The 22686-nt window shown below is 60.6% G+C and carries 26 protein-coding genes and 3 pseudogenes; 17 read left to right on the top strand and 12 right to left on the bottom strand.

Going from position 1 to position 22686, the window contains the following annotated elements; all coding sequences use genetic code 11:
- Window positions 1-95: 95 nt before the first annotated feature.
- On the bottom strand, window positions 96-917 hold the full coding sequence (locus B2790_RS10615) for a carbon-nitrogen hydrolase family protein (RefSeq protein ID WP_025339208.1): 822 nt from the start codon (window positions 915-917) through the stop codon (window positions 96-98).
- A gap of 162 nt (window positions 918-1079) precedes the next feature.
- Between B2790_RS10615 and B2790_RS10610 the strand changes: the two genes are divergently transcribed.
- From B2790_RS10610 to B2790_RS10600, 3 genes are all read left to right on the top strand, one after another.
- A complete protein-coding gene (locus B2790_RS10610; RefSeq protein ID WP_286918809.1) occupies window positions 1080-1868 on the top strand; it encodes a helix-turn-helix transcriptional regulator in 789 nt (262 codons plus the stop codon).
- Window positions 1869-2073: 205 nt separating this feature from the next.
- Entirely contained in the window at window positions 2074-2727 is a 654-nt protein-coding gene (locus B2790_RS10605) for a dTMP kinase (RefSeq protein WP_075045268.1), read from the top strand.
- Window positions 2728-2784: 57 nt separating this feature from the next.
- The gene (locus tag B2790_RS10600; RefSeq protein ID WP_286918808.1) at window positions 2785-3288 is read left to right on the top strand and encodes a peroxiredoxin; all 504 of its coding nucleotides are present in this window, start codon (window positions 2785-2787) and stop codon (window positions 3286-3288) included.
- A 123-nt stretch (window positions 3289-3411) separates the two neighbouring features.
- Here B2790_RS10600 and B2790_RS10595 read toward each other — a convergent pair whose 3' ends face one another.
- The gene (locus B2790_RS10595) at window positions 3412-4242 is read right to left on the bottom strand and encodes an oxidoreductase (RefSeq protein WP_286918807.1); all 831 of its coding nucleotides are present in this window, start codon (window positions 4240-4242) and stop codon (window positions 3412-3414) included.
- A 127-nt stretch (window positions 4243-4369) separates the two neighbouring features.
- Here B2790_RS10595 and B2790_RS10590 point away from each other — a divergent pair, with 127 nt between their 5' ends.
- On the top strand, window positions 4370-5260 hold the full coding sequence (locus B2790_RS10590; RefSeq protein WP_137164016.1) for a LysR family transcriptional regulator: 891 nt from the start codon (window positions 4370-4372) through the stop codon (window positions 5258-5260).
- Between the two features lie 165 nt (window positions 5261-5425).
- On the opposite strand, the gene B2790_RS10585 is transcribed toward B2790_RS10590, so the two are convergent.
- On the bottom strand, window positions 5426-7213 hold the full coding sequence (locus B2790_RS10585) for a thiamine pyrophosphate-requiring protein (RefSeq protein WP_286918806.1): 1788 nt from the start codon (window positions 7211-7213) through the stop codon (window positions 5426-5428).
- A gap of 138 nt (window positions 7214-7351) precedes the next feature.
- On the opposite strand from B2790_RS10585, the gene B2790_RS10580 reads away from it, so the two are divergent.
- The 8 genes from B2790_RS10580 to B2790_RS10545 all read left to right on the top strand — a co-directional run bounded on the left by B2790_RS10580 (window position 7352) and on the right by B2790_RS10545 (window position 11631).
- The gene (locus B2790_RS10580) at window positions 7352-7885 is read left to right on the top strand and encodes a cupin domain-containing protein (RefSeq protein WP_085589826.1); all 534 of its coding nucleotides are present in this window, start codon (window positions 7352-7354) and stop codon (window positions 7883-7885) included.
- 100 nt (window positions 7886-7985) lie between these two features.
- Window positions 7986-8204 (top strand): hypothetical protein, encoded by a 219-nt coding sequence (locus B2790_RS10575; RefSeq protein ID WP_003258752.1) that lies wholly within the window; start codon window positions 7986-7988, stop codon window positions 8202-8204.
- 18 nt (window positions 8205-8222) lie between these two features.
- Window positions 8223-8534, top strand: coding sequence for a hypothetical protein (locus B2790_RS10570; protein ID WP_137164014.1), 312 nt, complete (start codon window positions 8223-8225; stop codon window positions 8532-8534).
- Window positions 8535-8642: 108 nt separating this feature from the next.
- Window positions 8643-8951, top strand: coding sequence for a DUF6555 family protein (locus tag B2790_RS10565; RefSeq protein WP_286918805.1), 309 nt, complete (start codon window positions 8643-8645; stop codon window positions 8949-8951).
- 95 nt (window positions 8952-9046) lie between these two features.
- Complete coding sequence (locus tag B2790_RS10560) at window positions 9047-9571, top strand: hypothetical protein (protein WP_025339189.1); 525 nt, start codon at window positions 9047-9049, stop codon at window positions 9569-9571.
- Window positions 9572-9812: 241 nt separating this feature from the next.
- Window positions 9813-10400, top strand: a complete 588-nt coding sequence (locus tag B2790_RS10555; RefSeq protein ID WP_286918804.1) for a hypothetical protein — start codon at window positions 9813-9815, stop codon at window positions 10398-10400.
- The gene (locus B2790_RS10550; protein ID WP_286918803.1) at window positions 10400-10828 is read left to right on the top strand and encodes a phage holin family protein; all 429 of its coding nucleotides are present in this window, start codon (window positions 10400-10402) and stop codon (window positions 10826-10828) included. The genes B2790_RS10555 and B2790_RS10550 overlap by 1 nt, the downstream gene beginning before the upstream one ends.
- Window positions 10825-11631 (top strand): DUF3618 domain-containing protein, encoded by an 807-nt coding sequence (locus tag B2790_RS10545; RefSeq protein ID WP_286918802.1) that lies wholly within the window; start codon window positions 10825-10827, stop codon window positions 11629-11631. Before B2790_RS10550 ends, B2790_RS10545 begins: the two co-directional genes overlap by 4 nt.
- A 150-nt stretch (window positions 11632-11781) precedes the next feature.
- On the opposite strand, the gene B2790_RS10540 is transcribed toward B2790_RS10545, so the two are convergent.
- On the bottom strand, window positions 11782-12198 hold the full coding sequence (locus tag B2790_RS10540) for a low affinity iron permease family protein (protein WP_286918801.1): 417 nt from the start codon (window positions 12196-12198) through the stop codon (window positions 11782-11784).
- A 180-nt stretch (window positions 12199-12378) separates the two neighbouring features.
- Between B2790_RS10540 and B2790_RS10535 the strand changes: the two genes are divergently transcribed.
- The gene (locus B2790_RS10535; protein ID WP_286918817.1) at window positions 12379-13296 is read left to right on the top strand and encodes a LysR family transcriptional regulator; all 918 of its coding nucleotides are present in this window, start codon (window positions 12379-12381) and stop codon (window positions 13294-13296) included.
- A 49-nt stretch (window positions 13297-13345) separates the two neighbouring features.
- Here B2790_RS10535 and B2790_RS10530 read toward each other — a convergent pair whose 3' ends face one another.
- From B2790_RS10530 to B2790_RS10515, 4 genes and pseudogenes are all read right to left on the bottom strand, one after another.
- Window positions 13346-14353 (bottom strand): zinc-binding alcohol dehydrogenase family protein, encoded by a 1008-nt coding sequence (locus B2790_RS10530; protein WP_286918800.1) that lies wholly within the window; start codon window positions 14351-14353, stop codon window positions 13346-13348.
- A gap of 112 nt (window positions 14354-14465) precedes the next feature.
- Entirely contained in the window at window positions 14466-14843 is a 378-nt protein-coding gene (locus B2790_RS10525; protein ID WP_137164010.1) for an NUDIX domain-containing protein, read from the bottom strand.
- A 65-nt stretch (window positions 14844-14908) separates the two neighbouring features.
- Entirely contained in the window at window positions 14909-15223 is a 315-nt protein-coding gene (locus tag B2790_RS10520; RefSeq protein WP_075045255.1) for a hypothetical protein, read from the bottom strand.
- A 214-nt stretch (window positions 15224-15437) separates the two neighbouring features.
- Window positions 15438-16067: pseudogene (locus B2790_RS10515) on the bottom strand (hypothetical protein); the annotation flags it as partial.
- Between the two features lie 80 nt (window positions 16068-16147).
- On the opposite strand from B2790_RS10515, the gene dctP reads away from it, so the two are divergent.
- The 4 genes from dctP (at window position 16148) to B2790_RS10495 (ending at window position 20363) form a co-directional block, all read left to right on the top strand.
- On the top strand, window positions 16148-17095 hold the full coding sequence (gene dctP, locus B2790_RS10510; RefSeq protein WP_286918798.1) for a TRAP transporter substrate-binding protein DctP: 948 nt from the start codon (window positions 16148-16150) through the stop codon (window positions 17093-17095).
- Window positions 17096-17098: 3 nt separating this feature from the next.
- Complete coding sequence (locus tag B2790_RS10505) at window positions 17099-17638, top strand: TRAP transporter small permease (protein ID WP_137163945.1); 540 nt, start codon at window positions 17099-17101, stop codon at window positions 17636-17638.
- Between the two features lie 2 nt (window positions 17639-17640).
- The gene (locus B2790_RS10500) at window positions 17641-18924 is read left to right on the top strand and encodes a TRAP transporter large permease (protein WP_137163944.1); all 1284 of its coding nucleotides are present in this window, start codon (window positions 17641-17643) and stop codon (window positions 18922-18924) included.
- A 131-nt stretch (window positions 18925-19055) separates the two neighbouring features.
- Window positions 19056-20363, top strand: coding sequence for an OprD family porin (locus tag B2790_RS10495; RefSeq protein ID WP_286918816.1), 1308 nt, complete (start codon window positions 19056-19058; stop codon window positions 20361-20363).
- Here B2790_RS10495 and B2790_RS10490 read toward each other — a convergent pair.
- From B2790_RS10490 to B2790_RS24985, 4 genes and pseudogenes are all read right to left on the bottom strand, one after another.
- Window positions 20342-21151: an SDR family NAD(P)-dependent oxidoreductase gene (locus B2790_RS10490; protein ID WP_286918797.1), complete on the bottom strand. Its 810-nt coding sequence runs from the start codon at window positions 21149-21151 to the stop codon at window positions 20342-20344. The genes B2790_RS10495 and B2790_RS10490 overlap by 22 nt on opposite strands.
- A 107-nt stretch (window positions 21152-21258) precedes the next feature.
- Complete coding sequence (locus tag B2790_RS10485) at window positions 21259-21594, bottom strand: hypothetical protein (RefSeq protein WP_286918796.1); 336 nt, start codon at window positions 21592-21594, stop codon at window positions 21259-21261.
- 158 nt (window positions 21595-21752) lie between these two features.
- Window positions 21753-21878, bottom strand: a pseudogene (locus B2790_RS24990) (methyl-accepting chemotaxis protein); the annotation flags it as partial.
- A 132-nt stretch (window positions 21879-22010) separates the two neighbouring features.
- Window positions 22011-22313 (bottom strand): annotated as a pseudogene (locus B2790_RS24985) (PAS domain-containing protein); the annotation flags it as partial.
- Window positions 22314-22686: the final 373 nt, after the last annotated feature.

Genomic DNA, 22686 nt, shown 5'->3' with positions numbered 1-22686 from the left:
GCTTGCTCCAGCTTGTGATTGTTATTCAGAGTCGAACACGCTGCCGTCCCTGGCGGCCTTGCATTCCAGTAAGAGAGCCTGGAAGGGTGGAATATTCAGGAGGGGATGATCAGTTCGCGAAGGCCGTTGGCGTGCTCGACCTGTTCACCCGGCAGCTGGATGCGGCGCTGGGCGATGTAGGTGTAGTCGCGCCGTGACTGCTGCAGTTGCTCCATGGTCAGCTCGACGGTCATGCGGCACTCGCCACGGCCGGCTTCGCACAGCAACTGGCCGTACGGGTCGACGACGGCACTGCCGCCGGCGAAGACCAGGCCGCCATCACCGTCGCCCACGCGGTTGACCATGACCGCGAAGGCCTGGTTTTCCATGGCGCGTGCGGTGATGGCGGTTCTGTGGGTGGGCCCGTACGGGTCCATGTTGCCGTTGGTGACGATGATCAGTTCTGCGCCCAGCTGCCCCAGGGCGCGGGCGGTTTCAGGGAATTCGATGTCAAAGCAGATCAGCAGGCCGACACGGATGCCTTTGAACAGGGCTGTCGCAAAACGGTCGCCTGGGGTGAAAACCCCGCAGTCCGATGCCCAAAGGTGGGTCTTGCGGTAGGTGAGCGCTACGCCTTCAGGCGTGACCAGCACGGTGGTGTTGTAGAAACGGCCGTCGTCTGCGGCTTCGGCCATCCCGACGACCACGGCAACGTTTTGCGCTTGTGCGGCCTGTTGGACTGCCGTGATGCTCGGGCCATCCAGTGGCTCGGCGATGCGGCCGATGTTTTCTTCGGTCGGGAAGCCCATCAGCTGGGTTTCCGGGAAGACCAGCAGATCGGTATCGGCGCCGCAGTTGCCGATCGCCTCGATGGTGCGCTGCAGGTTGTACGCGGTATCGCCATCGCGACCGGCCAGTTGGACAAGCTCTACCTTCATTTCCAATCCTCGACTAACGGCTTCGACCGCCATGCCCTGGCGGCATGGGGTGTAAAAAACGATCCCGGTACAGGTTCGCTCAGCGTAAGCTAGCCCGGATTATGGGGTGGTCATCATGGCGGGGGGTATTACGCCCACGTGGTAACCCAACAGGGGTAGAGGATGAATTTTACGCTGCACGACATCGCCTGGCACCGATCGGTAGGCCAATTGATCGAAACCCTCGACAAGGACCACTTCTGGACAGCCCTGGTGCGGTTGCTGAACGAGTACGTTGCCTGCGACAGCTGGGTTGCGCTGCTGTTTTCCGCAGGGCGCCCGCAGGTGTTCGCCGAATGCCCCAGTGCAGACGGCAACCCTGACCCGCTGTTCCAGGACTACCTGAACGGCCTGTACCTGCTGGACCCGTTTTACGTGGCCAGCCGAGAGGTTGCGGCGTCCGGCCTGGTGCGCCTGGCGGATGTGGCCCCTGAGTGTTTCGAGCAGACGGACTACTACCAGCGCTATTTCCGGCTTAACGTGGTTGCCGATGAAATTCAGTTCAACGTGCAGCTGGATGCGCAGCGCACGCTGTGCCTGTCGTTGGGTAGCAAGCGCCGGTTCAGCATCGAGCAGGTCACCCTGCTGGAACTGTTGCGGCCTTGGGTCACTGCGCTGATGCGCCAGCGGATGACCTTCGAGCGGGAGTTGCTAGAAGAGGCCACCAAGCCCGCGCCGCACTGGCAAAGCCGCATGGAGGACAGGGTCGAGCAGATGGAGTCGCCGCTGACCGGGCGTGAGCTGGAGGTGGGCCGGCTGATGCTCAGCGGGTGTTCCAGCAAAGAGATCGCGCGCAAGCTTGAAATCTCCGTGGAGACAGTGAAAGTGCACCGCAAGCATATGTACAGCAAGCTGGGTATCAAATCGCAGTCGGAGCTTTTTTCGCTGTTTCTTCAGGCCCAGCTGGGTTGATTCCGGCCAACTGCATGCCCCCTCTCATGGGGCTGCACATGACTTGTTGCTTTGGCAGGGACCCTGTGTGTGGGGTTACCCGCGAACACCGGCTTGGCCGGTGCCATCCACCGCGTCGCCTGCTTCGCGGGCATGCCCGCTCCCACAAAGACCGCGCTGGCACCCAGGCCTGCGCTGCATTTTCAGATTCGACTGGTAATCAGAAATGACCCGCCCGCTGTTTGTTTCCATCGATGGGCCCAAGGGCACCGGCAAGACCACGCTTCTGGAGGCGGTTACCAAGGCCCTGAGGGCTGACAACAAGAAAGTGATCCGGCTTTGCGAGAAAAAAAGCGACCCCTACCGGGGAGAAACCATGGCCCTCGTCAACCAACTGGTCAGAAACCCCTCCCGGGACCTGGAATTGAGGGTATGCGAGCGCTTCGCCGAAAGCCGTGCCTGGATTTCCCGACATGTGCTGCCGAGGCAGCCAGTAGACAGCATCATCCTGATTGATCGCTGGTACCCGTCCGATGCCGCATTTCGCCGCAGCGTGGCGTTCGACGAGATCCTGCGTCTGAACCTCGAGCGAAATGTGCAAGTGCCCGATTTGCATGTCGGCGTTGTCACGGCCCCTGATACTTCATGGGCAAGGGCCGCGGCACGAACGCGCGGGTTGGGTAGTACGGTGATCCATAGCCTGGACGAGCAGGTTGCCTGTACCGAGGCGTTCGAACGTGCGGTAGCGGAACACGGCTGGGTACTGTGCCGTAATGAAGGGGCCATCGAGGATGCAACAAGGCAGGTAGTGGCCGAGATCGATGGCGTGCTTCAGTGTGTTGATCGGGCTGGGGGCTGGCCTGTTCGCGGTGGTAGCTGACGTACACCGGAGGATGCTGCATCATGCCTGGCCATTTACCGCCCCAGGGAGACAGCGATGATCAAGACCGGCGATACACTGCCCGACGTAACGCTTTACCAGTACAGCAACGGCGAGGGCGGTTGTGCGATCGGCCCGAACGCGTTTTCCCTGCACGAGCGCTGCAAGCAGAAAAAAGTGGTGATCTTCGGCTTGCCTGGTGCCTTCACGCCAACCTGTTCGGAGCGGCATGTCCCGGGCTACGTGGCTGCGGCCCAGGACCTGTTCGCCGCCGGGGTTGCCGAAATTCTCTGTGTTTCGGTCAATGATGCATTCGTCATGAATGCCTGGGGCGCGAGCCTGCAGGTGGGCGAGGAGGTCAGGATGATTGGCGATGGCAATGGTGAGTTCAGCGAGGCGCTGGGCCTGATCCAGGACCTCTCGGCACGCGGCATGGGCCGGCGTTCGCAACGCTATGCCATGTTGGTCGACGACCTGGTGGTCAGGCACATCGCGGTTGAAGCACCTGGCAAGTTCGAGCGCAGCGACGCTGCGAGCATGTTGGCTGTTTGTAAGCCCTGAAGGCATACACAGTTACTGTGGGAGCGGGCGAGCCCGCGAAACGGCCAACGCGGTGTATGGCACCGGCTGCGCCGGTGTTCGCGGGCACGCCCGCTCCCACGGGGAGCGCATGCGGTGTAACGGCTACGCGGCAAAGTCGGTAGAGAGCGACAGGTCCCGCCACTGGGCCAGTTCTTGCTCGACCGTGCTGTTCTTGGCCTCGATGCGCGCGACGGCGTCGCTGCCCAGCGCCAGGCGCAGTGGCGGGTTCGCCGCATTGGCCAGGGCCAGCAGGGCTTCGGCCAGCTTCGCAGGGTTGCCGGGCTGGGCATGATTGGCCGCCTCGGCGTAGTGGCGCATGACGCCAACGGTGGCTGCGTAGTCAGGCAACTCCAGGGCTGTCTTCACCAGCGATTGGTCATCCAGGAAGTCGGTACGGAAGAAACCCGGCTCGACCACGGTCACCTTGATCCCCAAGGGGGCCAGTTCCTGGTGCATCGCTTCGCTGATGCCTTCGACCGCGAACTTGGTCGAACCGTACACTCCCCAGCCCATGTAGGCCTGGTAGCCGCCGAGCGACGAGATGTTGATCACGTGGCCACTGCGTTGGCGACGCATGTGGGGCAGTACGGCGCGGGTTACATTGAGCAGCCCGAAAACGTTGGTGGTGAACAGCCGTTCGGTTTCGCTGGCGCTGGTTTCTTCTACCGCGCCGAGCACGCCAAAACCGGCGTTGTTGACCAGCACGTCGATTTGCCCGAAATGCTTGATGCCAGCAGCGACCGCCGCAAGGGCGTCCTCTTCGCGGGTCACATCCAGGCGCACGGCCAGCAGGTTCGGGTGCTGGCCAAGGCGAGCCTCGATGTCTTCCGGGTTACGCGCCGTTGCGATGACGGCGTCACCCGCTGCCAGGGCCTGTTGGGCGATCAGGGTGCCGAAACCGCGGGAAGCGCCAGTAATGAGCCAGGTACGCATGTCAACTCCTCCTGTATCCGACCCTGCACCATGCGGGCCTTCTCGATGAGTTGAGCGAACTTTAAAATCTGCGGATTGATGTGATAATCCCATGAATATTACATAGGCCTTTGAGTAGCTTTCAGCAATGAAGCCAACCAGCACCGCCGACCTGTCCCTGTTCCTGTGCATTGCCCGCCACCTGAACTTCAGCCGCGCGGCGGTCGAGCTTGGCCTTACGCCCTCGGCCCTGAGCCATGCGCTGCGGGCCCTGGAAACCCGTCTTGATGTTCGCCTGTTCAACCGCACCACGCGCAGTGTGGCGCTTACTGAGGCCGGGGAGCGTCTTTACCAGAGGCTGCAACCGGCCTTTCGGGACATCGCCGACGCGCTGGAGGACCTCAACAACTTCCGCGACAAACCGTCAGGCAACCTGCGCATCACCGCCGGGCGCGCCGCAGTAGAGCTCGCACTACTGCCACTGGCCAATCGCTTTCTGCAGGCGTATCCGGATATACGCCTGGAAATCGTCAGTGACGATGCACTGGTCGACATGGTGGGCACCGGCTTTGACGCCGGCGTGCGCCTGGGGGAGCGACTCCAGGCGGACATGGTTTCGCTGCCCATCGGCCCTTACCTTCGTTCGGTGGTGGTAGCGGCGCCCGCGTTCTTCGATCGATATCCTGTTCCACAGCACCCGCAAGACTTGAAGCAGCTACCTTGCATCGGGCACCGCTTCCCAGGTGGCGCACTTTATCGATGGGAATTCGAGCGCGGGGGCGTGCAACTGGAGGTCGATGTACAGGGGCCATTGGTATTGGGTGACGTCAGCCTGATGCTGGCGCCTGCCTTGCAAGGGCTCGGCCTGGCCTATGTGTTCGAAGACATGGCCAAGGAGCACCTGGAGCGTGGCCATCTGCAGCAGGTGCTGGGGGACTGGTGTCACTACTACCCGGGGCTGTATCTGTACTACCCGAGCCGCCGCCAGGTGCCTGCGGCGTTGCGGGCCTTCATCGAGTTCGTACGGGAGCAGCGCTAGCGTGAGCGTGGCTTCTGGAGGCAGGTAGGGAAGGGCTAAACTGGCGCCAGTTCCAGCGCGTTTCGCTTTGCCGTCGCTGCCTGCGATGCCATATGCCAAACCACTGTTTCAAGGGTATTGGTGTTTCGCCGGGCAGATGTGTAAGGCCCCGCTGCCGCGCACGTCTCATTTCTTGCCCGGCAATACCGAACCGAGAACTTGCCTGGCCGTCTGCACGATGACCCCAGCCTGGTCCGGGTCGCCCTTGAGCAGGCTGCTGGCGAACTTCTTCGCCTGTTCAAGCTTGATGTGCGGCGGCAAGGGAGGTACGTTCGGATCGGTCTTGAACTCGATCAGCACCGGCCGGTCAGCCGCCAGGGCTCGCTCCCAGGCGTCGGCAATGTCTTCTTCGCGTTCCACATAGATGCCTTGCAAGCCGATGGAGATGGCGAACAGATGGTAGGGCACATCAGGAATCGTCTGTGAGGCCTCGAACTTGGGGTCGCCCTCCATTACCCGTTGCTCCCAGGTCACCTGGTTGAGGTCTTCGTTGTTGAACACCGCGCAGATCCACTGTGGGTTTTCCCACAGGTGCCAGTACTTGGCGACGGTGATCAGCTCGGCCAGGTTGTTCATCTGCATCGCCCCGTCACCCACCAATGCCACCACGCTGCGCCGCGGATGGGCGAACTTGGCGGCGATGGCATAGGGTACCGCCGCACCCATGCTGGCCAGGCCACCGGACAACGAACACTGCATGCCCTGGCGTATCTGCAGGTCGCGGGCAAACCAGTTGGCGCAGGACCCGGAGTCGCTGGTGACGATGGCGTGGTCGGGCAGGCGAGGGGAGAGTTCGTGCACCACGCGCTGGGGGTTGATCGGGTCGGCCTTGACCAAGGCGCGTTTCTGCAGGGTCTTGTCCCAGTCTGCGCGCCAGCCTTCGACCTTGTCGCGCCAACGGCGCTCGGTCTTGTGTTCGAGCAATGGCAGCAGTGCCCGCAGCGTTTCGCTGGCGTCGCCGACCAGGTTGACCTCCATGGGGTAGCGCAGGCTGAGCATGTCTGGCTGCAAATCGATCTGCACGCCACGGGCCTGGCCTTCCTCAGGCAGGAACTCGGCGTAGGGGAAGCCGGAACCGATCATCAGCAAGGTGTCGCATTCGCTCATCAACCGATAACTCGGTTCGGTACCTAGCAGCCCGATGGCGCCGGTGACCCAGGGCAGGTCGTCTGGCATTACGGCCTTGCCCAGCAGCGCCTTGGCCACGCCTGCACCAAGCGTTTCGGCTACCGCTATCACCTGTTCGGTGGCTTGCAGTGCACCGGCTCCGACCAGGATCGCCACTTTCCGCCCAGCGTTGAGTACCTCGGCGGCACGTTGCAGGTCCCGCTCGAAAGGCACCACCTTGGGCCTGCTGTAGCCGATACCGGAATGCACCGTGCCGTGGGCTTTCGGTGGTTCGTGGTAGGGCAGGTCCTGCAGGTCGTTGGGCAGGATGATGGCGGTGACCCGGCGTTCGCCGACGGCGGTACGTACGGCGCGATCGAGCAAGTGGCGCACCTGTTCCGGGGTCGAAGCCTGCTGGACGAAGGCACCTGCGACGTCCTTGAACATCGACAGCAGGTCCAGCTCCTGCTGGTAATGCCCGCCAAGCGCTGCTCGCGCCTGCTGGCCGACGATGGCCAGCACTGGCTGGTGATCCATGCGCGCGTCATACAGGCCGGTAAGCAGATGTGAAGCGCCGGGGCCGGAGGTGGCAATGCACACGCCCAATTCGCCGGTGAACTTGGCATGGGCGCTGGCCATGAAGGCTGCCATTTCCTCGTGGCGTGCCTGGATGAACTGGATCTTGCCCTCGGCCCGGCTCAACGCCCCGAATACCCCGTTGATGCCGTCGCCGGGGTAACCGAAGATGCGCCGCACCCCCCATTGATACAAGCGCTCCACCAGAAAGTCGCCTACCGTGCTGGTCATTGCCTTCTCCCGTCCTGTGACCGATAGGGTCTGGACTTGGCTCGGATCGGGAAAGTTTCAAGCGTGTGCGCACTGGTCTACCGACTGGAACCTTGCATGAGCCATCGGGTTCGCAAGTGAACGGACAACAGGATCAGGATGCTCGACATGAATGCGACAGACACTGCGGGTGCCACCGTGCAGACCTTGTATTTCAAGGACGACGGTGCAACGCCGAACAGCCGTTTCCCGGTATTGCTGTACCGCTTGCAACTCAACCCGTCGCAAGACTGCGCCAGTGCCTTCGAGGCGCTGTTCACCGCACACCAGTGGGTGCCGCTGTGGCGCGGCGGGATCTTCGATTACCATCACTTCCACCCCAATGCTCATGAGGTTCTGGGCGTCGCATGCGGCCGGGCGCGGGTGACGCTGGGCGGCGAAGCGGGGCAGACAATAAGCGTGAAGTGCGGCGACGTACTGGTACTGCCGGCAGGAACTGGCCATCGCTGCGTCGAGAGCAGCGATGATTTTCTGGTGGTCGGCGCCTATCCCAAGGGGCAGGAAAACTACGATATCCAGCGCCCAGAAAGCGCAGCGCACCAGCAGGCGCTGGCGCGAATCGCTTCCGTGCCCGACCCCGCACAAGACCCGGTCAACGGCACGCGTGGCGCCCTGATGACGGCCTGGCGCTGAGTTCCTGAGCCGGTCGTCGTCGCTGCTGAACGGCTGCACTCAAGCCAGGATCAATCGAGCTGAGTCGCCCGATTTCATTCAGCCAGCAGGAGTTACAGCGATGGCCAAGTACCTGTACCTGATCAGCTACATCCTCGACAACCAACCCGGCACCTGCGAGTTGCGCAGCGACCAGGAGGACCTGAGCCGCGAAGCGGCGCGCGATTACCTGCAAGGCATGCACCGCAACGAAGCGTCATCTTTCACTGACGTGCAGGTGCAGCGTCTTGAGCACGACCATGAGCCAGGCACATCGCCGGGGCATTATCAGCAGCCATGAAAAGGTGAGGGCTGGCAGATGAAACGAAGAGGTGAAACCTACAGACGGTGGTGCGACCCGATCCTGCACCATCAAACCCATGAAGAAACGCTCGGCACCGGCACCTGCCTGGAGGTGCAGACACGCTTGTCACGCACAGGCGCCACGCAGTTGTTCATCGGTGTGTATCGCACCGACGGTTCGGTGCTATGCGAACGGATCTACGACCAGCGCGCAGGGGAAACCATGAGGCGGGCGCTGCTGTGGGGTGTGGGGTATGCCCGGCGCGTCGCGGGTGAGGGCGAGGCGTTGCGTGGCGAACCGGCTGGAAGCGCTGCAGCGTCTGGCTGAACGCTTGCGGCACCGCCGTGGAAAAGAGCGATGACCAACCGGTCAAAATAAATGAATCTTTTTACACGTTGCTCGCTCCATTAGTCTGAATTGGTGAAGGAGAGTGCAATGGCTGGACAGCAGTTGTATGTGATCGAGTATGAGCTTCATGGGGAATTTCGCACCTTCATCATCCGGCTCGAGCGTATGGACAACGCCGAAGCCTGGCACTGGGCAAGTTGCGATGCCGGCGTGGGTATCATCCCGCGGTTCGGCCAGCACAAGATCAAGAAGGTCAGCCGGCCGATGGCTGAGCGCTACGGCATCAACAATGTGCGCTGGCGGGTATCGGGCGACGGGCCGGAGTTCGTCGCACCGACCATTGATGTAAAGAAATTCTCCAATAGCGGTACCGGCGGTACCGGAAGCTTGTTGTGACCAGGGCCTGCCTGAAATCTTCAGGCAGGCCTTCACTCATGGGTTCGCTTCTCAAGTTTCGAGGCACCATCATTCTCACTTTCAGGAGCCAGTACGTGCCGCGAATCATCACTCCAGGCACCCCTGAACACGAGATCAGCGAGCGGAACGCCCGCATGTTCGGTTCGCCAAAAGAGCGCCTTGATTTCTACCGCCGTGAAATCCAGTACGAGACCAGTATCCTCGCCAACCGCACAGACGCCTATCTCGCCGCGCAGTCGTTTCTGGTGATCGCCTTCGTATCGTCGATGGGTAACCTCAACCAGAGCTGGGGCGAGATGTTCACGCTGGTGGTTCCGCCGTTTCTCGCATTGCTGGGCGTGTTGAGTTCACTCAATGCGTGGCCGGGCATTCGCGCGGCCTACAAGATCATCGAGCACTGGCAACTGAAACAGAGCCACCTTCTGCGCAGCGAGCCACTGATGGGGCTGGCATATGACGAATCGCCACTGTTCAGCGAGGCGGAAACCTCCCTGGCCGGGCACCGCAAGTCGTTGTTGTTTTCGCTGCGTACACCTTGGATATTCCTGGTCTTCTGGATGATTCTCGGTATTTACGCGGTCTTCATCCAGCTGGCCTGAGCAGCGCGGCTGCATCCCCGAGACAACGCGGTGCTCCAATCGTTGTCGACTCTGATTACCGCCCCCTTCAAAGCCTTTGCTCCGGTACCAATAACCAGGTTTGATTGCGCCATTTTCTCTGGGCCTCCAAGCAAATGTCATAGATCACAAACGCTGAACTCCTGCCGCCTCACCTGCGTCCCTCGAATGAATGCCCATTAAAGACGGCATCCACCCAACTATCAGCTTCGAGGGCGAAACGATGGACAAGACCAATCAAAGCTCGACCTCTCCACCCGGCAGCACCCAGGAACATGCCTTGATCGATGACGCCGGTGCGCTGCTTGGCGAGGCCAGGCACAAAGGCAGCGAGCAGTTCGAACACTACCGCGATAACGCAGCCGATCAGCTTGATTCGCTCGAGGAGGGGGCGCGCTCGGCGGCTGCTGCGCTGCAAGGCAACGACAGTCTCGGGCTGTCGCAGTACCTGAACCAGGCAGCAGAGTGCGTGGGTGAGTTTGCCGAGCAGGTACGCCATGAAAGTGCCGAAAGCCTGCTGCAGCGTGGTGCTCAGTTGGCCAGGAGCAACCCGGCGCTCTTTTTGGCCGGTAGCGTCGCCATCGGGTTTGCCGTGTCGCGTTTCATGCGAGCCAGCACCAGCCATGAGTCCACCACCCCTGCGTCGTCCGCTGATTGGCAACAGTCCGGCCCCGCGCAGCCAGTGCCTGATCGTGGTAGCGACGTATCCAACCGTGAACCTTTCACCCCCGTCGACCCAGTCGGCCCTGGTGCAGGCACGCCGGTCAGTGGCAGCCCGTTCGAGCGCGATCCACTCAAAGGAGGTGAATGATGAACAAAGACCCCTTGCATACCACCCCAGGCCTGCACACGGTGGAAGACGACGCCGTCGGTGTTGGCGGTTTGTTGCGCCAGCTGATGCGGGAAGTACCGGACCTGTTCACCAAAGAGCTGGCGCTGGCCAAGGCAGAGCTGCAGCAGAACCTCGCCACCCTCAAGGCCGGCACGGCTGGGGTGGCGGCGGGCGCGATCGTGATGCTGGCGGGCTTCGTCATCCTGTTGCTGGCGGCAGTCTACGCCCTGGCGATGGTGGTCGAGCCTTGGCTGGCCGCCTTGATCGTGGGCGCGGTCACCTTGGTGATCGGGTTCATCATGTTGCAGTCGGGCAAGAAACGGTTCGAACCCACGCATCTGGCCCCTGACCGCACCTTGCATGCCATGCAGCAGGACAAGGACACGCTGAAGAGGAAACTGCCATGACCACTTCATTCGAACATGAAGCGCACAAAGACCCTGACTTGCTCGAGCAGGAAATCAACGCCAAGCGCGAGCACATCAGCGATCTGGTGGACGCCCTCGAACAGCGCCTGAGCCCGGGCCAGATGCTCGACCGAGTCCTGGCCTATGCCAAAGGCAATGGCGGCGAGTTCTTCCAGAACCTGGGCACCACCCTCAAGAACAACCCCGTACCCGCTACCCTGACGGTACTGGGCCTGGCCTGGCTGGGCCTGAACCAGAACCGCCCCTTCAACCCCGGGCCTGCGCACCAGGGCCCGGGGTTGGGCGAAAAGCTCGGCGACGCGGTGGACACGGTGAAGGGCGCTTTCGCGCAGGCGGGGGAGGCAGTGCACGACGCCAGCCAGAAGGTGCGCATGAAAGCCCATGACATGCGCGATCGGGCCAGCGAACTTGGCAGCGGCGCCCGCGACTCCGTGGGGGCTTCTGCGGATACCCTGCGCCATTCGGCACACAAGGCCGCAGACCAGGCCACGGCTCTGAAAGGCCAGTTCGATCATCTGCTTCAGGAGCAACCGCTGGTATTGGCCGCTTTGGGGATAGCACTGGGTGCGGCATTGGGGGCGGCGCTACCCAGTACCCGCAAGGAAGACCAGCTGATGGGCGCCAGCAGCGATCGCTTGACCGACACACTCAAGGCCAAGGGCCGCGAGGTGAAGGCGTCGGTCGAAGAGTCGCTCGATCAGGCGGGTGGTAAAGCGTCGACACAGGCAGAGCGCAGGCCTGGAGACTCCGACCTTTCCTCGGGGTTGGGCTTCAATTCCTGATCCTGCGGCATCTTCGTCGTCGGCCCGACTGCCCCGGCAGAGGGCCGGCGGCTATCTGTGTGCAGGACAATCGCTTGCAGCTTGAATCAGGGAGGCTCTGCTTTGAAGATCGACGCGTTGTTGACCGAACGCCTCAATGCCCGTGGACCTCTAGCGCTGCAGGTTGTCCCGAGCGGCATTGTCTGCCTGCTGTTCGCGAGGCGACTGTGGGGCCGTTTCGCAGTTTCGGCCCATCGCCTGATACTCCTTGCGAAGTTGATGGATCTCTCGGTTGTCGAGAGATTCGAGACCTAGTACCGATTGCTCTGCGGACTTTGTAGCGCGGATCAGTTCGTCGAGCTTCACGTGGATGATGTCGTTGTCACGGTTCTGGGTGTTCTGAATCAGAAAGACCATCAGGAAAGTGATGATGGTCGTCGATGTGTTGACGATCAGTTGCCAGGTGTCGTTGTAGTGAAACCAGGGCCCGGACGCAGCCCACAGGGTGATGAGCACCACGGCGATGAGGAAGGTACTGGGTTTACCAGCGTGCTTGGCGAGCCATTGGCAGAACAGCGCGAATTTCATGGTGTTATCTCCACTGCTATCTACGATTCTGACCGCAGCGGTGCGCTGAAATCTTTTTTGCTTTTTCGCCTGGATGACGGGATACACCTGGCGCGCTGCAATTCCTGCAAGCCAACGCTGGGCACGTATCAGCATTGCCGCTACGCTTTGATCCTCGCGCCAGGTCAAGAATTTTCCACAGTGAAGAAAACAGTTCGGGTTGATGATCTTCAGGTCTTCGTCACAACAGCCTCTGCCGGCAGCTTCTCGGCAGCGGCCAGGTTGTTGGATATTTCACCGGCCTTGGCCAGCGGCGCAGTCCAGCGCCTGGAAAGCTGCCTGGGTGCCAGGTTGTTCGTGCGTTCCACGAGGCGTTTGCGGCTTTCGGATGATGGCGAGCGATACCTGCCTCATGCCCGTCAGGCCTTGGAGGCACTGGACAACGGTGAGGTGGCGCTGACCGAGGGGCGAGATGAGGTCGCGGGTACACTTCGCCTGTCCATGCCCTCGGATATTGGCAGGAATCTGCTGCTGCCCTGGTTGGACGATTTCCAGCGATTGCACCCCAAGGTGATGCTGCAACTGCGGATCAGCGATCAGGTGGCCGACCTTGTCGGCCAGCAACTGGATGCGAGTATCCGATATGGGCAGCTGGCAGATTCCAGCCTTGTTTCACTGATGCTTGCCCCTGGAAATCGCAGAACGGTCTGCGCCTCGCCACATTACCTGGCACGACATGGGGCACCAGGGGCCTTGGAAGATCTGGGCAGGCATAATTGCCTGCGTTATGTGATGGGCGAGCAAACCTACGAGCGATGGAGCTTCCATTTGCCCGATGGCGTCAAGACCGTGCAAGTCACAGGCGACCGCGTGAGCGATGACGCCGATATCGTTCGGCGTTGGGGTGTTGACGGATTGGGGGTCGTTTACAAATCCAGGCTGGACGTGCTGGCGGACATACGTGCCGGGCGGCTGATCGAGTTGTTTCCCGGGGATTACGGTCAACCTGCGCCGTTGCAGCTGGTGTGCGCGCATCGAACATCGCTCACGCCTGCTGTGCAGGTGCTCAGAGCGTTTCTGGCGGAGCGTTTCGAGCAGCTCATCGCTGCTGATGGATAAGGTGACGGGGCTCATGGCCCCGCCTTCGTTGCGTTGACCGGGCGAGTGATCAGAAGCCTTCCAGAACGATCTTGCCTTTTGCCTTGCCGCTTTCGATCAGGGCATGGGCGCGTTTGAGGTTGCTGGCACTGATGCTGCCGAAGTGCTCGCCAACGGTGGTCTTGATGACCCCCTCGTCGACCAGCGCCGATACCTTTTCCAGCAGGTTGTGCTGCTTGATCATGTCCTCGGTCTGGTACAGCGAGCGAGTGAACATGAGCTCCCAGTGCACCGACAGCGATTTGCGCTTGAACGGCACGATATCGAGATGCTGAGGGTCATCGATCAGCGCGAGCTTGCCCTGTGGGCGCAGCACTTCAACGATCTGCGCGAGGTACGAATCGGTGTGGGTCAGGCTGATGACGTAATCCACCGAGTTGAACTGAAGTTGTTCCAGTTGCAGGGCAAAGGATGCCGAATGGTCGATGACATGATGTGCCCCGAGTTCGCTGACCCAGGCCTGGGTTTCAGGGCGTGACGCGGTACCGATCACCTTGAGCTGGGTAAGCTTGCGTGCAAGCTGTACCAGGATCGAACCAACACCGCCGCCGGCACCGATGATCAGCAGGCTCTTGCCAGCGCCGCCATTTTCCTCCACACCCAGGCGGTCGAACAGCAATTCCCAGGCGGTGATGGATGTGAGCGGCAAGGCTGCGGCGCTGGCATTGTCCAGACTACGAGGCTTGTGCCCGACGATTCGCTCGTCGACCAGGTGATATTCGCTGTAACTGCCCGGGCGGTCGATTGCACCGGCGTAGAACACTTCGTCGCCAGGCTGGAACAACGACACCTCGGCGCCGACTTCGCGAACGATCCCCACGGCATCCCATCCCAACACTTGAGGGTGGTCACCGCTGCGGCTGGCTCTGACCTTGGTGTCGACAGGGTTTACCGCGATGGCTTTGATTTCCACCAACAGGTCCCTGGCACCGGGTGTGGGCTTGGGCAGTTCGTGCTCGTACAACGATCGGGAATCCTGGATCGGGAGGCCGGGGGTGTCATAGACGATTGCTTTCATTGGGATGTGACCTTTCAGGTGAGCAGTGGTGGCAGGTTAATCGCGTCGAGCCCCCTGAAAAACCAGGTTGGTGCCGGAACACTTTCCGCGTTTCGCTGATAATCGGGTACCTCTACACAGGGAGCAGGTGCTCTCGTTCAAGCAGCTGGATGTTGGACGGCTTGATCTGCACTTCGTGAAGTTCAGGCGCTGTAAACCAGCGGCACTCCACGATCTCGTGATTTGCGGTAGGCTTTGCGCCAGTTTCGACAGGCAGTTGATAGAGATAGTGTTCCTCGCCAGCGAGCACATAGTGGTTGAGGAATCGAGCACCATTGAAGGGTAGGCAAGTCTCCTCCATCAGCTCGCGCTGCGCGGCGTCCAGATGATGCTCGCCTGGATCTATTTTCCCGCCTGGCAACGACCATTCAGCGCTTTGCTTGCGCACGAAAAGGATGCGTCCTGCTTGCAGGCAAATGACCGTCGAATGCCGTTCTCTGGGGTTGTTCATCAGGAACCTCCCGTACGTTGGAGGTGGCATCAGGGCAAACTCACCCTGATGCCGGCTGCGGATGATCAGCGATCTTTATCCCACTGCTGGTCATCTGCCTGGTTTTGCTGGCCGCCCATGCGGTCCTTGTCTGTCAGGTTCTGGTTCTGCTTGTCGGTCGTACGTTGGCCGCCTTGGCTCCCTGTGTCACGGGAACGTTCCCAGTCCTTGTTCATCTTGTCCTCAGGTTTCTGGCCGGACTGGCTGCCACCTTGCTGCTGTTGGCCGGGCATCCGGCCGCCCGAACCCTGGCCGCCTTGCTGGCCGGTGCCGGCAGTGTTGTTACCCATGCCGGTGTCAGCATTGCCTTGGTTGCCACCCTTGTCTTGATTGTTTGCCATGATCGCTTACCTCAGGTCAGACACAGGAAGGTCTGTGTGTACTGTTATGACCGAAGCCCGTTCCCGCGGTGTGCAAGGAATATTTGGCAAGCTGACTAAACGCATTAATTTCAAGGGTGCGAAATTTTGGTGTGAGGCCAGGCACCTACTTGAAGGGCAAAGCGCGATAGGCGAACCCCTGTTCGGGGCGATCGGTGATCGCCCCTTTTGCGGTTCAGGGGCGGTCCTTGAGGGTTTCGAAAGCCTTGACGCTTTTGATCAGGCTTTTGTTGCTGGCGGAGCCGGCACTGTTGAACAGGAAGGAGAAGTCCGAGGCCAACGAGGGGCTGCCGGCAATCGTCGCGTACTGATGGCACTGGTTGCAGTCGTCACCCTGCACGTAGGTCTCCATGGTGGTGTTGGCCACCGGCACATTGCCCTGGCTGATGAACGGCCCGTACGACAACGGCACTTGCGCGTTGGCGCCCGGTTCCGGGCTGGGCGGATTGGGGGCGAGGGTCCAGAGTACGTTGATCAGCTTGTAGTACTGGAACACCGACTTGCCTTGGCTGTGCTGCGCGAAGTTGGCTTGTACCGCGCTGTTGAGGGCTTGCAGGTCGCCGGGCACGGGGTGTTCGCGGGTGGTCTGTACCGGCTGGTCGCGTGGGAAGAGATCGGTGCAGTCCTTGTCGGGATGCGTTTGCTTGCACTGGATACGGGCTTGGTTTGGTGTGCACTCGGGGCCGTTGCCACAGTCAGGGTTGTTGAAGGCAAACCCGTTCGGCGGGGTTTGTTGCGGCGGGACCTGGGCCGGTTCGGGCACGTTGTCCACCTGCTCGAAGGTGGTCCAGATGAAGTTGGGCGAAGTTACGCCGCCTGTTGCAGGCGAGTCTGTTGGTGTCGGCATTTGCCGGGGCAGCCTTGCCCGCCTTTGCGCAAACACCCGTGACGCTGAAATTCGCCCACCGCTTTTCCAGCAAGCACTACTTGTGGACCGACGCGGGTGCTGTATTCACCGAGCAGGTGAAGCAAGCTTCGAACGGGCAAGTTGCGTTCGAACTCTACCCTGCCGGCCAATTGGGCAAGGATTATTTCAGCCTGTTGCGTTCAGGCCTTGCGGATATCGCCATTTTCATACCGTCCTATGAGTCCGACAAGCTGCCGATGTCGTCGGTGGCTGAATTGCCGGGCATGTACGCCGACGCCTGCGAAGGGGCTCGACGCTACTGGAAACTGGCCCGCACCGGCGGTGTGCTGGGGGATAACGAGTTCGCTCGACAGGGCCTGCATGTACTGTTTGTCGCGGCCATGCCGCCCTACACCCTGATGACCACCCGCAAGCCGATCACCAGCCTGGACCAGGTCCAGGGATTGAAGCTGCGCAGCACTGGCGCCTCGATGATCAAGGCAGCCCAGGCCTTGGGCGGTGTGCCGGTACAGATTCCGTCATCGGAAACCTACGAGGCGCTGTCCCGGGGTACTGTCGACGGTGCGATCTTCCTGCATTACGGCCTGCCGCCCTACAACCTGGAAGATCTCACCCGTTATGCCGTTGACGGCGTCAACCTTGGAGGAGGGGTCATTGCCTTTGCCATTAGCCAGCAGGCCTGGGCGAAGTTGCCGGTAGATATCCAGAGTGTCATGACTCAGGCCGCGCAAGCGACCCAGGAGACGTTCTGCCAAGGCCTGGACGAGGATGACCAGAAGATTCGCGATGACATGGTGAAACACCATGGGCACCAGGTCTCTCGGCTCACACCCGCACAGATCAACCTGTGGAACAGCAAGCTGGCCCAGGTCGTCAGTGCATGGCTCAAGGACATGCAGGCGGTCGGCCAGGACGGTCAGGGTGTGCTCGAGGCCTACCAGGCCACCAATGGGCAGGAGATCTGAGCGATGACAAAGACCAGAGCACACGGCATCCCCATGAATACCACGCTCAAGCGCCTGGAAAAGGCTGGTTCGGCAATTGCGGGGTTTTGCCTGATCGCGATCATGTTTCTGGTGGGCGCGGACGCCACTGCTCGCTATGCCCTCGGTGCGCCAATTCCCTGGGTCACCGAGTCGGTCGGCTATTACCTGATGGTGGCCGTGTCGTACCTGGGCGCAGCCGATACCTTCCGACGTGGCGACCACATCCGCCTGGAGCTGGTTACCGAGCGCATGGGCCCGCACCTGCGTGCCTGGGTCGATGTGGTGCTGTCGCTGCTGAGCGCGATGGTGTTCGCGGTGCTCGCCTACAGCGCCGGCAACAGCCTGCTGGAGGCGTTGCATGACCAGGAATACGTGCATGGTTCGCAGGCCTGGCCGGTGTGGCTTTCGTATCTGCCCATCGTCCTTGGTTCGGCTTTGCTCGCCGTTCGCCTGGTCCATCACTGCGTGATGGTACTGAGTCAAGGAGAGGACCCGGCCATTGAATTGCAGGAGGAGTTTTGACCATGCTTGCCGCAACCTTCTTCGTCGCTTTGCTGGTGCTGATAGCATTGGGGGCGCCCATCGCCTTCTCCATGGCTATCGTTGGCGCCGCTGGTTTGCTGTTGGTGGGTGGGGCTGACGCAATGGCCCTGATGCTCGGCTCGGTGGCCCGTGAGTCGGCCATCGTCTACGAATTCATCACCATCCCGATGTTCCTGCTGATGGCCGAGTTCGTGCTCAAGTCCGGGGTCACGGATGACCTGTTCCGCGCTGGTGCGGCCTGGTTTGGTCGGTTTCCAGGTGGCCTTGGCATTGCCACAGCGTTCTCGGGGGCCGGGTTCGGGGCAATCTGTGGGTCGTCCACGGCCTCTGCAGCAACGCTGTCGTCCACTTCGCTCATGGCGATGCTCAAGCACGGATACGAACCACGCATGGCGGGTGGCTGTGTGGCAGTGTCCGGGACCTTGGCAATGCTGATTCCGCCGAGCATCATCATGATGGTGTATGGGCTGATCGCCAATGTGAACATCGCTCGCCTGCTCATGGCCGGGGTGATACCAGGCCTGCTGGTGACGCTGACCATCGTGGTCACGGTGTATACCCTGGTGAAGCTCGACCCGACCCGTGCACCGCTGTCAGAGCCGGTGCCCTTGAGCCATAAGCTGGCCTTGCTCAAATCGGTGTTGCCAGTGCTGCTTCTGTTCGGGGCAATCACCGGGGTGGTCTATTCAGGTATAGCCACACCCACCGAGACCGCTGCGCTGGCTGCATTCTTCGCTGGTGTGCTGTACCTGTGGCGGGGAAAACCATCATGGGCGTCGTTCACCGATTTGCTGGCACGGGCGACGCGCACCTCTTGCATGATTGCGTTCATCATCGTCGGGGCCAAGGTGTTCTCGCTGTTCTTTGCCCTCACCCATGTGACCCAGGACCTGGTCGGTTGGGTCGGCGGCCTGCCGGTGGCGCCTTGGGTGATCATCCTGGCGTTGGTATTCATGTATCTGATGCTGGGCTTCTTCCTTGACCAGATGGCGATCCTTGTATTGACCGTACCGGTAGTGGCGCCCCTGGTTTCGGCGCTGGGTTATGACCTGGTGTGGTTCGGCATCATCATGATCATCGTTGCCGAGATCGGCTTGGTAACCCCCCCGGTCGGGCTGAACTGCTTCGTGGTGTCGAAGTACTCGAAAATGCCGGTCACCCAGGTATTCAAGGGCTGCTTTCCCTATGTCCTGTCGATGGGAGTGACCATTGCCCTGTTGCTGGTGTTCCCGCAACTGGTGCTCTGGCTGCCCGCCAACATGTAGCCGATAGCGGGCAGTGCCCGTACGACGCGCAATTTCCTTACCGCTAGATCACGTCCGGCTGGCACCTCCCGGTGCCCGGCCACGGGCGTTGCTATCCGAAAAAACAAGAAAAAGAGGGTGATCCTGTGAGTATGCTGAAAGGCTCTTTGTATGTGTTGACCCCGTTGATCGGGTCTGTTTTCTCAAGCGCTGCGACAGCGGACTTCCTGCAGGATTCAAAGCTGAACCTGGGCATGCGCAATTTTTACATCAACAGTGACTTTCGCGAGGGCCACACCGGGCCTTCGAAGGCGGAAGAGTGGGCTCAGGGCTTTCGCCTTCAGTACCAGTCCGGCTACACCGATGGCACCCTCGGGGTGGGCGTGGACGCCTTGGGCCTTCTGGGGCTCAAACTCGATAGCGGGAGAGGGCGGCATCAGGGCAGTACGGTGCTGAACTCCGACGGCGATCGTGCCGCCGACGAATGGAGCCACCTGGGGTTGACCTTGAAGCTCAAGGCCTCGGCGACCGAGCTGAAACTGGGCACCCTGATGCCGAACTTGCCAATCCTGGTGTACAGCGACACGCGGCCGCTGCCACAGACCTACCAGGGCGGTATTCTGACCTCTCGAGAAATAGACGGGCTGACCTTTACTGCGGGCAAGCTGACCCAGGCTGTTGGTCGTGCCTCCAGCGATCGTACCGGGATTGCCGTCACCGGTGGGCAGCGCGAGAGCAATGACTTCCGCTTTGCAGGTGTCGATTACAAACTAAACAAGGACCTGTTGCTGCAGTACTACCAATCGTATTTGGAAGACTATTACCGCCAGCATTTCGTGGGGGCCGTCCACACTTGGCAGGTGGCCGAAGGGCACAGCCTGAAGACTGATCTGCGGTATTTCCGTACCCGCGGCGAAGGTGCCAACGCTTCGGGCAAGCCCGGTTATCAGGTTGCTGGGTACACCCCGGATGGTCGTGGAGAGATCGACAACGATACCTGGAGCCTGACCTTCAACTATGCCGTTTCTGGCCACAGCGTGCTGCTGGGTTACCAGCGGGTTTCCGATGACAGCAACTTCGTTCAGCCTAACCAGGGCACGTTAGGTGGCGGCGTGGGGGCGGGTGGGGCAAGTTCCTATCTGACCACCGAGCGCATCCTCTCGAATTTTGGGCGCGCTGGCCAGGATACTGCGATCGCCCAGTACGGCTATGACTTCGCCGCGCTGGGGGTGCCGGGCTTGAGCCTGACCTTCAGCCACCAGAATTCGCAGGGCATCAAGACCGCACGTGATGGGGACCGGCGGGAGCGGGAAACCGACCTTGTCCTCAATTACGTAGTTCAGAGCGGTCCGGTGCGCGGGCTGGGTATCAGCTTGATGCAGGGCAAGCTGCGCAGCGAGGTGGCACCGGACCAGGACCAGGTTCGGGTTGTGCTCAACTACAACCTGTCGCTGTTCTGATGAGCCTTGCGCTGCCGGTAGACCTCGGCCATGTAACCGCCCGCTGCGGTGAAGCCGCCGTCCACCGGCAGCACCACACCATTGATGAAAGCTGCTCCTGGTGATGCCAGGAAACTCACCGCATGGGCCACTTCATCGGGTTTGCCGATACGCCGGGCAGGGATGCGTTCACCGGCTTCGGCCACTTGCTCGGCAGACCATGCAAACCGCAGTAGTTCGGTGTCGATTGGGCCGGGGGCTACCGCATTGGTGGTGATTCCGTGCTCGCCAAGCTCCAAGGCCATGGCGCGCATCAGCCCCAGCTGACCTGCCTTGAGCGCACCGTAGGCCGACAGCCCAACCGGGCCGGCCAAGCCTGTGACGGAAGACACGAGGACGACACGACCATAGCCCGCGACTCGCATTTTTCGTGCGCAGGCCTGCGCCAACATGTACACGGCGCCGAAGTTCAGCGCCATCTGCGCTTGCAATTCGTCTTCGCTCATTTCCAGGAACGGCTTGGACTTGCCCGCACCTGCGTTGCTGACCAGTACATCAATGCGACCGTGCTCGTTGTACAGGCTGTCCACGGCGGCCTGCGCGGCAGCATGGTCGGTGACGTCCAGATGCAAGCTGGTAGCCAGGTGGCCAAGCGCCTGGAGGCGGGATGAGGTATCGCGCGCCACACCGGCATCGCGATCAGATACGATCACCAGGGCGCCATCTTCGGCCAGGCGTTGTGCGATTGCCTGGCCGATGCCTCGCGCGGCGCCGGTGATCAGTGCGACTTGTCCTGCAAGTGGTTTCATGAGGTGGGTCTCCATGCTGAGGGTTCGTCTGCGCGATATTAGAAGCGGCGCTGGCATGGCAAAGGGGAAGTTTCAACCACGTGTTCCGGAATTCGGAATGCTGAGGGCTACAGGCAAGCCGCGGCGGTATCTTTCCAGCGCTGTGGGTTCCCCAGTGCAGCGGGTAGAAAGACCTCGATATGAGCGCCGGTGGGTTGCTCGCTGATAACGGCCAATGCGATTTGCCCAATATGGTATTCAGAGACGTTCAGCGTATAGCCGGCTTTGCTACGCACTGCCGAATTGGTTGTATTCAGCACTTGCCATTTCGGCTCCAGGCATTGGATATAGCTGAGCGGTGTTTTTTCGGTATCTGAAACGAAGCTGTTTGTATGGGGTTTCCAATAGCCGGATGCGCATCCGCTCAGGAGGATACCCAACGAAGCCAGCACAGCTGTTCTCATAGTCGTCTCTCTTTTTTGTGGGGTTAAGCGTTTCAGGGCCAGGCGCTGCGGGATTACGTTTACGCTTCGTTGCAGCGAGCGAAGTGTTTTGAAGTGCTTCAGGTATGACGGTCTGCAGGGTCCTTTGTGCTGATCATTGCCTTGGCTTGGCGTGTGGCCTCGGTCGTGCGAATTGCCAGTGTGCGGACTTCGTCGGCGACAACAGCAAAACCCCTGCCATACTCGCCTGCGCGGGCGGCTTCAATGGCGGCGTTCAGGGCCAGGAGGTTGGTCTGGGTCGCAATGCCTTCAATCGAGCCGACTATATTGTTGATCTTCATCAGGTCACGTTGGAGCGACTGATGTTCAAGGCTTTGTAGTTTTCTTGACTCGGACGCTTCGAATTCGCTTTGCGCATCAGTCAGCGACCCCACTATTCGTAAGAGAACACCGCTGTGGCTACGCTGGGATAACCCCCTTGCTCGAAACCAGCGGTAGTCGCCATTTTTCAGCTTGAGCCGATAAGAAAGGTCAAGTGGGCAAGTGGTGCTGAGGTCTGCCATGTAATCGGAAAACTGTTTGAAGCTGCTTTGCTGATCATCTGGGTGCAATCGAGATGCCCAGCTTTCAAGTCGCTCGGGAAATTCCTCAACGCTGTCAAAACCCAACAAGCGAATGAACTGAGGTGACCACCACAGCCTATTCTTGGGGTTGAGCAGGTCGCCGTCCACCACGTGCATCTCCCACAGGGCATCGCGTATGGTTTCGAGTGCAAGTTGAAAGCGCAGCTCACTGGCGTTCAATGCCTGAGCCAGCCGCATGTTTTCCGTGTCATCACGGAGCAGGCACAGCACCTGAAGTGACTGGGCAGAGCGGCTCACGCTCAGATGACCTTTCAACCAGGCGTATTGGCCTGCTCGGGTGCGAATTCTGCAATCAAATGCAGCGTGATCACGAATGGCATCGCTATAGAAAAGCGATGCGACGTGAGCACGGTCGTCGGGGTGTACATTATCAAGCAGGTCGTTCAATCGGCTAGGCATGTTGAACGGAAGAAGGTTTTTTAGCGACTCGGAAAGCCATATGGTGCTGTTTGCGTCGAGTTTTGCGTAA

The sequence above is a fragment of the Pseudomonas sp. UBA6753 genome (genome assembly GCF_002453565.1).
Lineage (GTDB): Bacteria > Pseudomonadota > Gammaproteobacteria > Pseudomonadales > Pseudomonadaceae > Aquipseudomonas > Aquipseudomonas putida_Z.
The sequence above is the reverse complement of the archived record's forward strand: the minus strand, read 5'-3'. Positions and strand labels throughout refer to the sequence as shown.

What these genes read in the sequence shown, in the direction of transcription:
- B2790_RS10615 (WP_025339208.1), bottom strand. Translation starts at nt 917, where the DNA reads ATGAAGGTAGAGCTTGTCCAACTGGCCGGTCGCGATGGCGATACCGCG.
- B2790_RS10610 (WP_286918809.1), top strand. Translation starts at nt 1,080, where the DNA reads ATGAATTTTACGCTGCACGACATCGCCTGGCACCGATCGGTAGGCCAA.
- B2790_RS10605 (WP_075045268.1), top strand. Translation starts at nt 2,074, where the DNA reads ATGACCCGCCCGCTGTTTGTTTCCATCGATGGGCCCAAGGGCACCGGC.
- B2790_RS10600 (WP_286918808.1), top strand. Translation starts at nt 2,785, where the DNA reads ATGATCAAGACCGGCGATACACTGCCCGACGTAACGCTTTACCAGTAC.
- B2790_RS10595 (WP_286918807.1), bottom strand. Translation starts at nt 4,242, where the DNA reads ATGCGTACCTGGCTCATTACTGGCGCTTCCCGCGGTTTCGGCACCCTG.
- B2790_RS10590 (WP_137164016.1), top strand. Translation starts at nt 4,370, where the DNA reads ATGAAGCCAACCAGCACCGCCGACCTGTCCCTGTTCCTGTGCATTGCC.
- B2790_RS10585 (WP_286918806.1), bottom strand. Translation starts at nt 7,213, where the DNA reads ATGACCAGCACGGTAGGCGACTTTCTGGTGGAGCGCTTGTATCAATGG.
- B2790_RS10580 (WP_085589826.1), top strand. Translation starts at nt 7,352, where the DNA reads ATGCTCGACATGAATGCGACAGACACTGCGGGTGCCACCGTGCAGACC.
- B2790_RS10575 (WP_003258752.1), top strand. Translation starts at nt 7,986, where the DNA reads ATGGCCAAGTACCTGTACCTGATCAGCTACATCCTCGACAACCAACCC.
- B2790_RS10570 (WP_137164014.1), top strand. Translation starts at nt 8,223, where the DNA reads ATGAAACGAAGAGGTGAAACCTACAGACGGTGGTGCGACCCGATCCTG.
- B2790_RS10565 (WP_286918805.1), top strand. Translation starts at nt 8,643, where the DNA reads ATGGCTGGACAGCAGTTGTATGTGATCGAGTATGAGCTTCATGGGGAA.
- B2790_RS10555 (WP_286918804.1), top strand. Translation starts at nt 9,813, where the DNA reads ATGGACAAGACCAATCAAAGCTCGACCTCTCCACCCGGCAGCACCCAG.
- B2790_RS10550 (WP_286918803.1), top strand. Translation starts at nt 10,400, where the DNA reads ATGAACAAAGACCCCTTGCATACCACCCCAGGCCTGCACACGGTGGAA.
- B2790_RS10545 (WP_286918802.1), top strand. Translation starts at nt 10,825, where the DNA reads ATGACCACTTCATTCGAACATGAAGCGCACAAAGACCCTGACTTGCTC.
- B2790_RS10540 (WP_286918801.1), bottom strand. Translation starts at nt 12,198, where the DNA reads ATGAAATTCGCGCTGTTCTGCCAATGGCTCGCCAAGCACGCTGGTAAA.
- B2790_RS10530 (WP_286918800.1), bottom strand. Translation starts at nt 14,353, where the DNA reads ATGAAAGCAATCGTCTATGACACCCCCGGCCTCCCGATCCAGGATTCC.
- B2790_RS10525 (WP_137164010.1), bottom strand. Translation starts at nt 14,843, where the DNA reads ATGAACAACCCCAGAGAACGGCATTCGACGGTCATTTGCCTGCAAGCA.
- B2790_RS10520 (WP_075045255.1), bottom strand. Translation starts at nt 15,223, where the DNA reads ATGGCAAACAATCAAGACAAGGGTGGCAACCAAGGCAATGCTGACACC.
- B2790_RS10505 (WP_137163945.1), top strand. Translation starts at nt 17,099, where the DNA reads ATGACAAAGACCAGAGCACACGGCATCCCCATGAATACCACGCTCAAG.
- B2790_RS10500 (WP_137163944.1), top strand. Translation starts at nt 17,641, where the DNA reads ATGCTTGCCGCAACCTTCTTCGTCGCTTTGCTGGTGCTGATAGCATTG.
- B2790_RS10495 (WP_286918816.1), top strand. Translation starts at nt 19,056, where the DNA reads ATGCTGAAAGGCTCTTTGTATGTGTTGACCCCGTTGATCGGGTCTGTT.
- B2790_RS10490 (WP_286918797.1), bottom strand. Translation starts at nt 21,151, where the DNA reads ATGAAACCACTTGCAGGACAAGTCGCACTGATCACCGGCGCCGCGCGA.
- B2790_RS10485 (WP_286918796.1), bottom strand. Translation starts at nt 21,594, where the DNA reads ATGAGAACAGCTGTGCTGGCTTCGTTGGGTATCCTCCTGAGCGGATGC.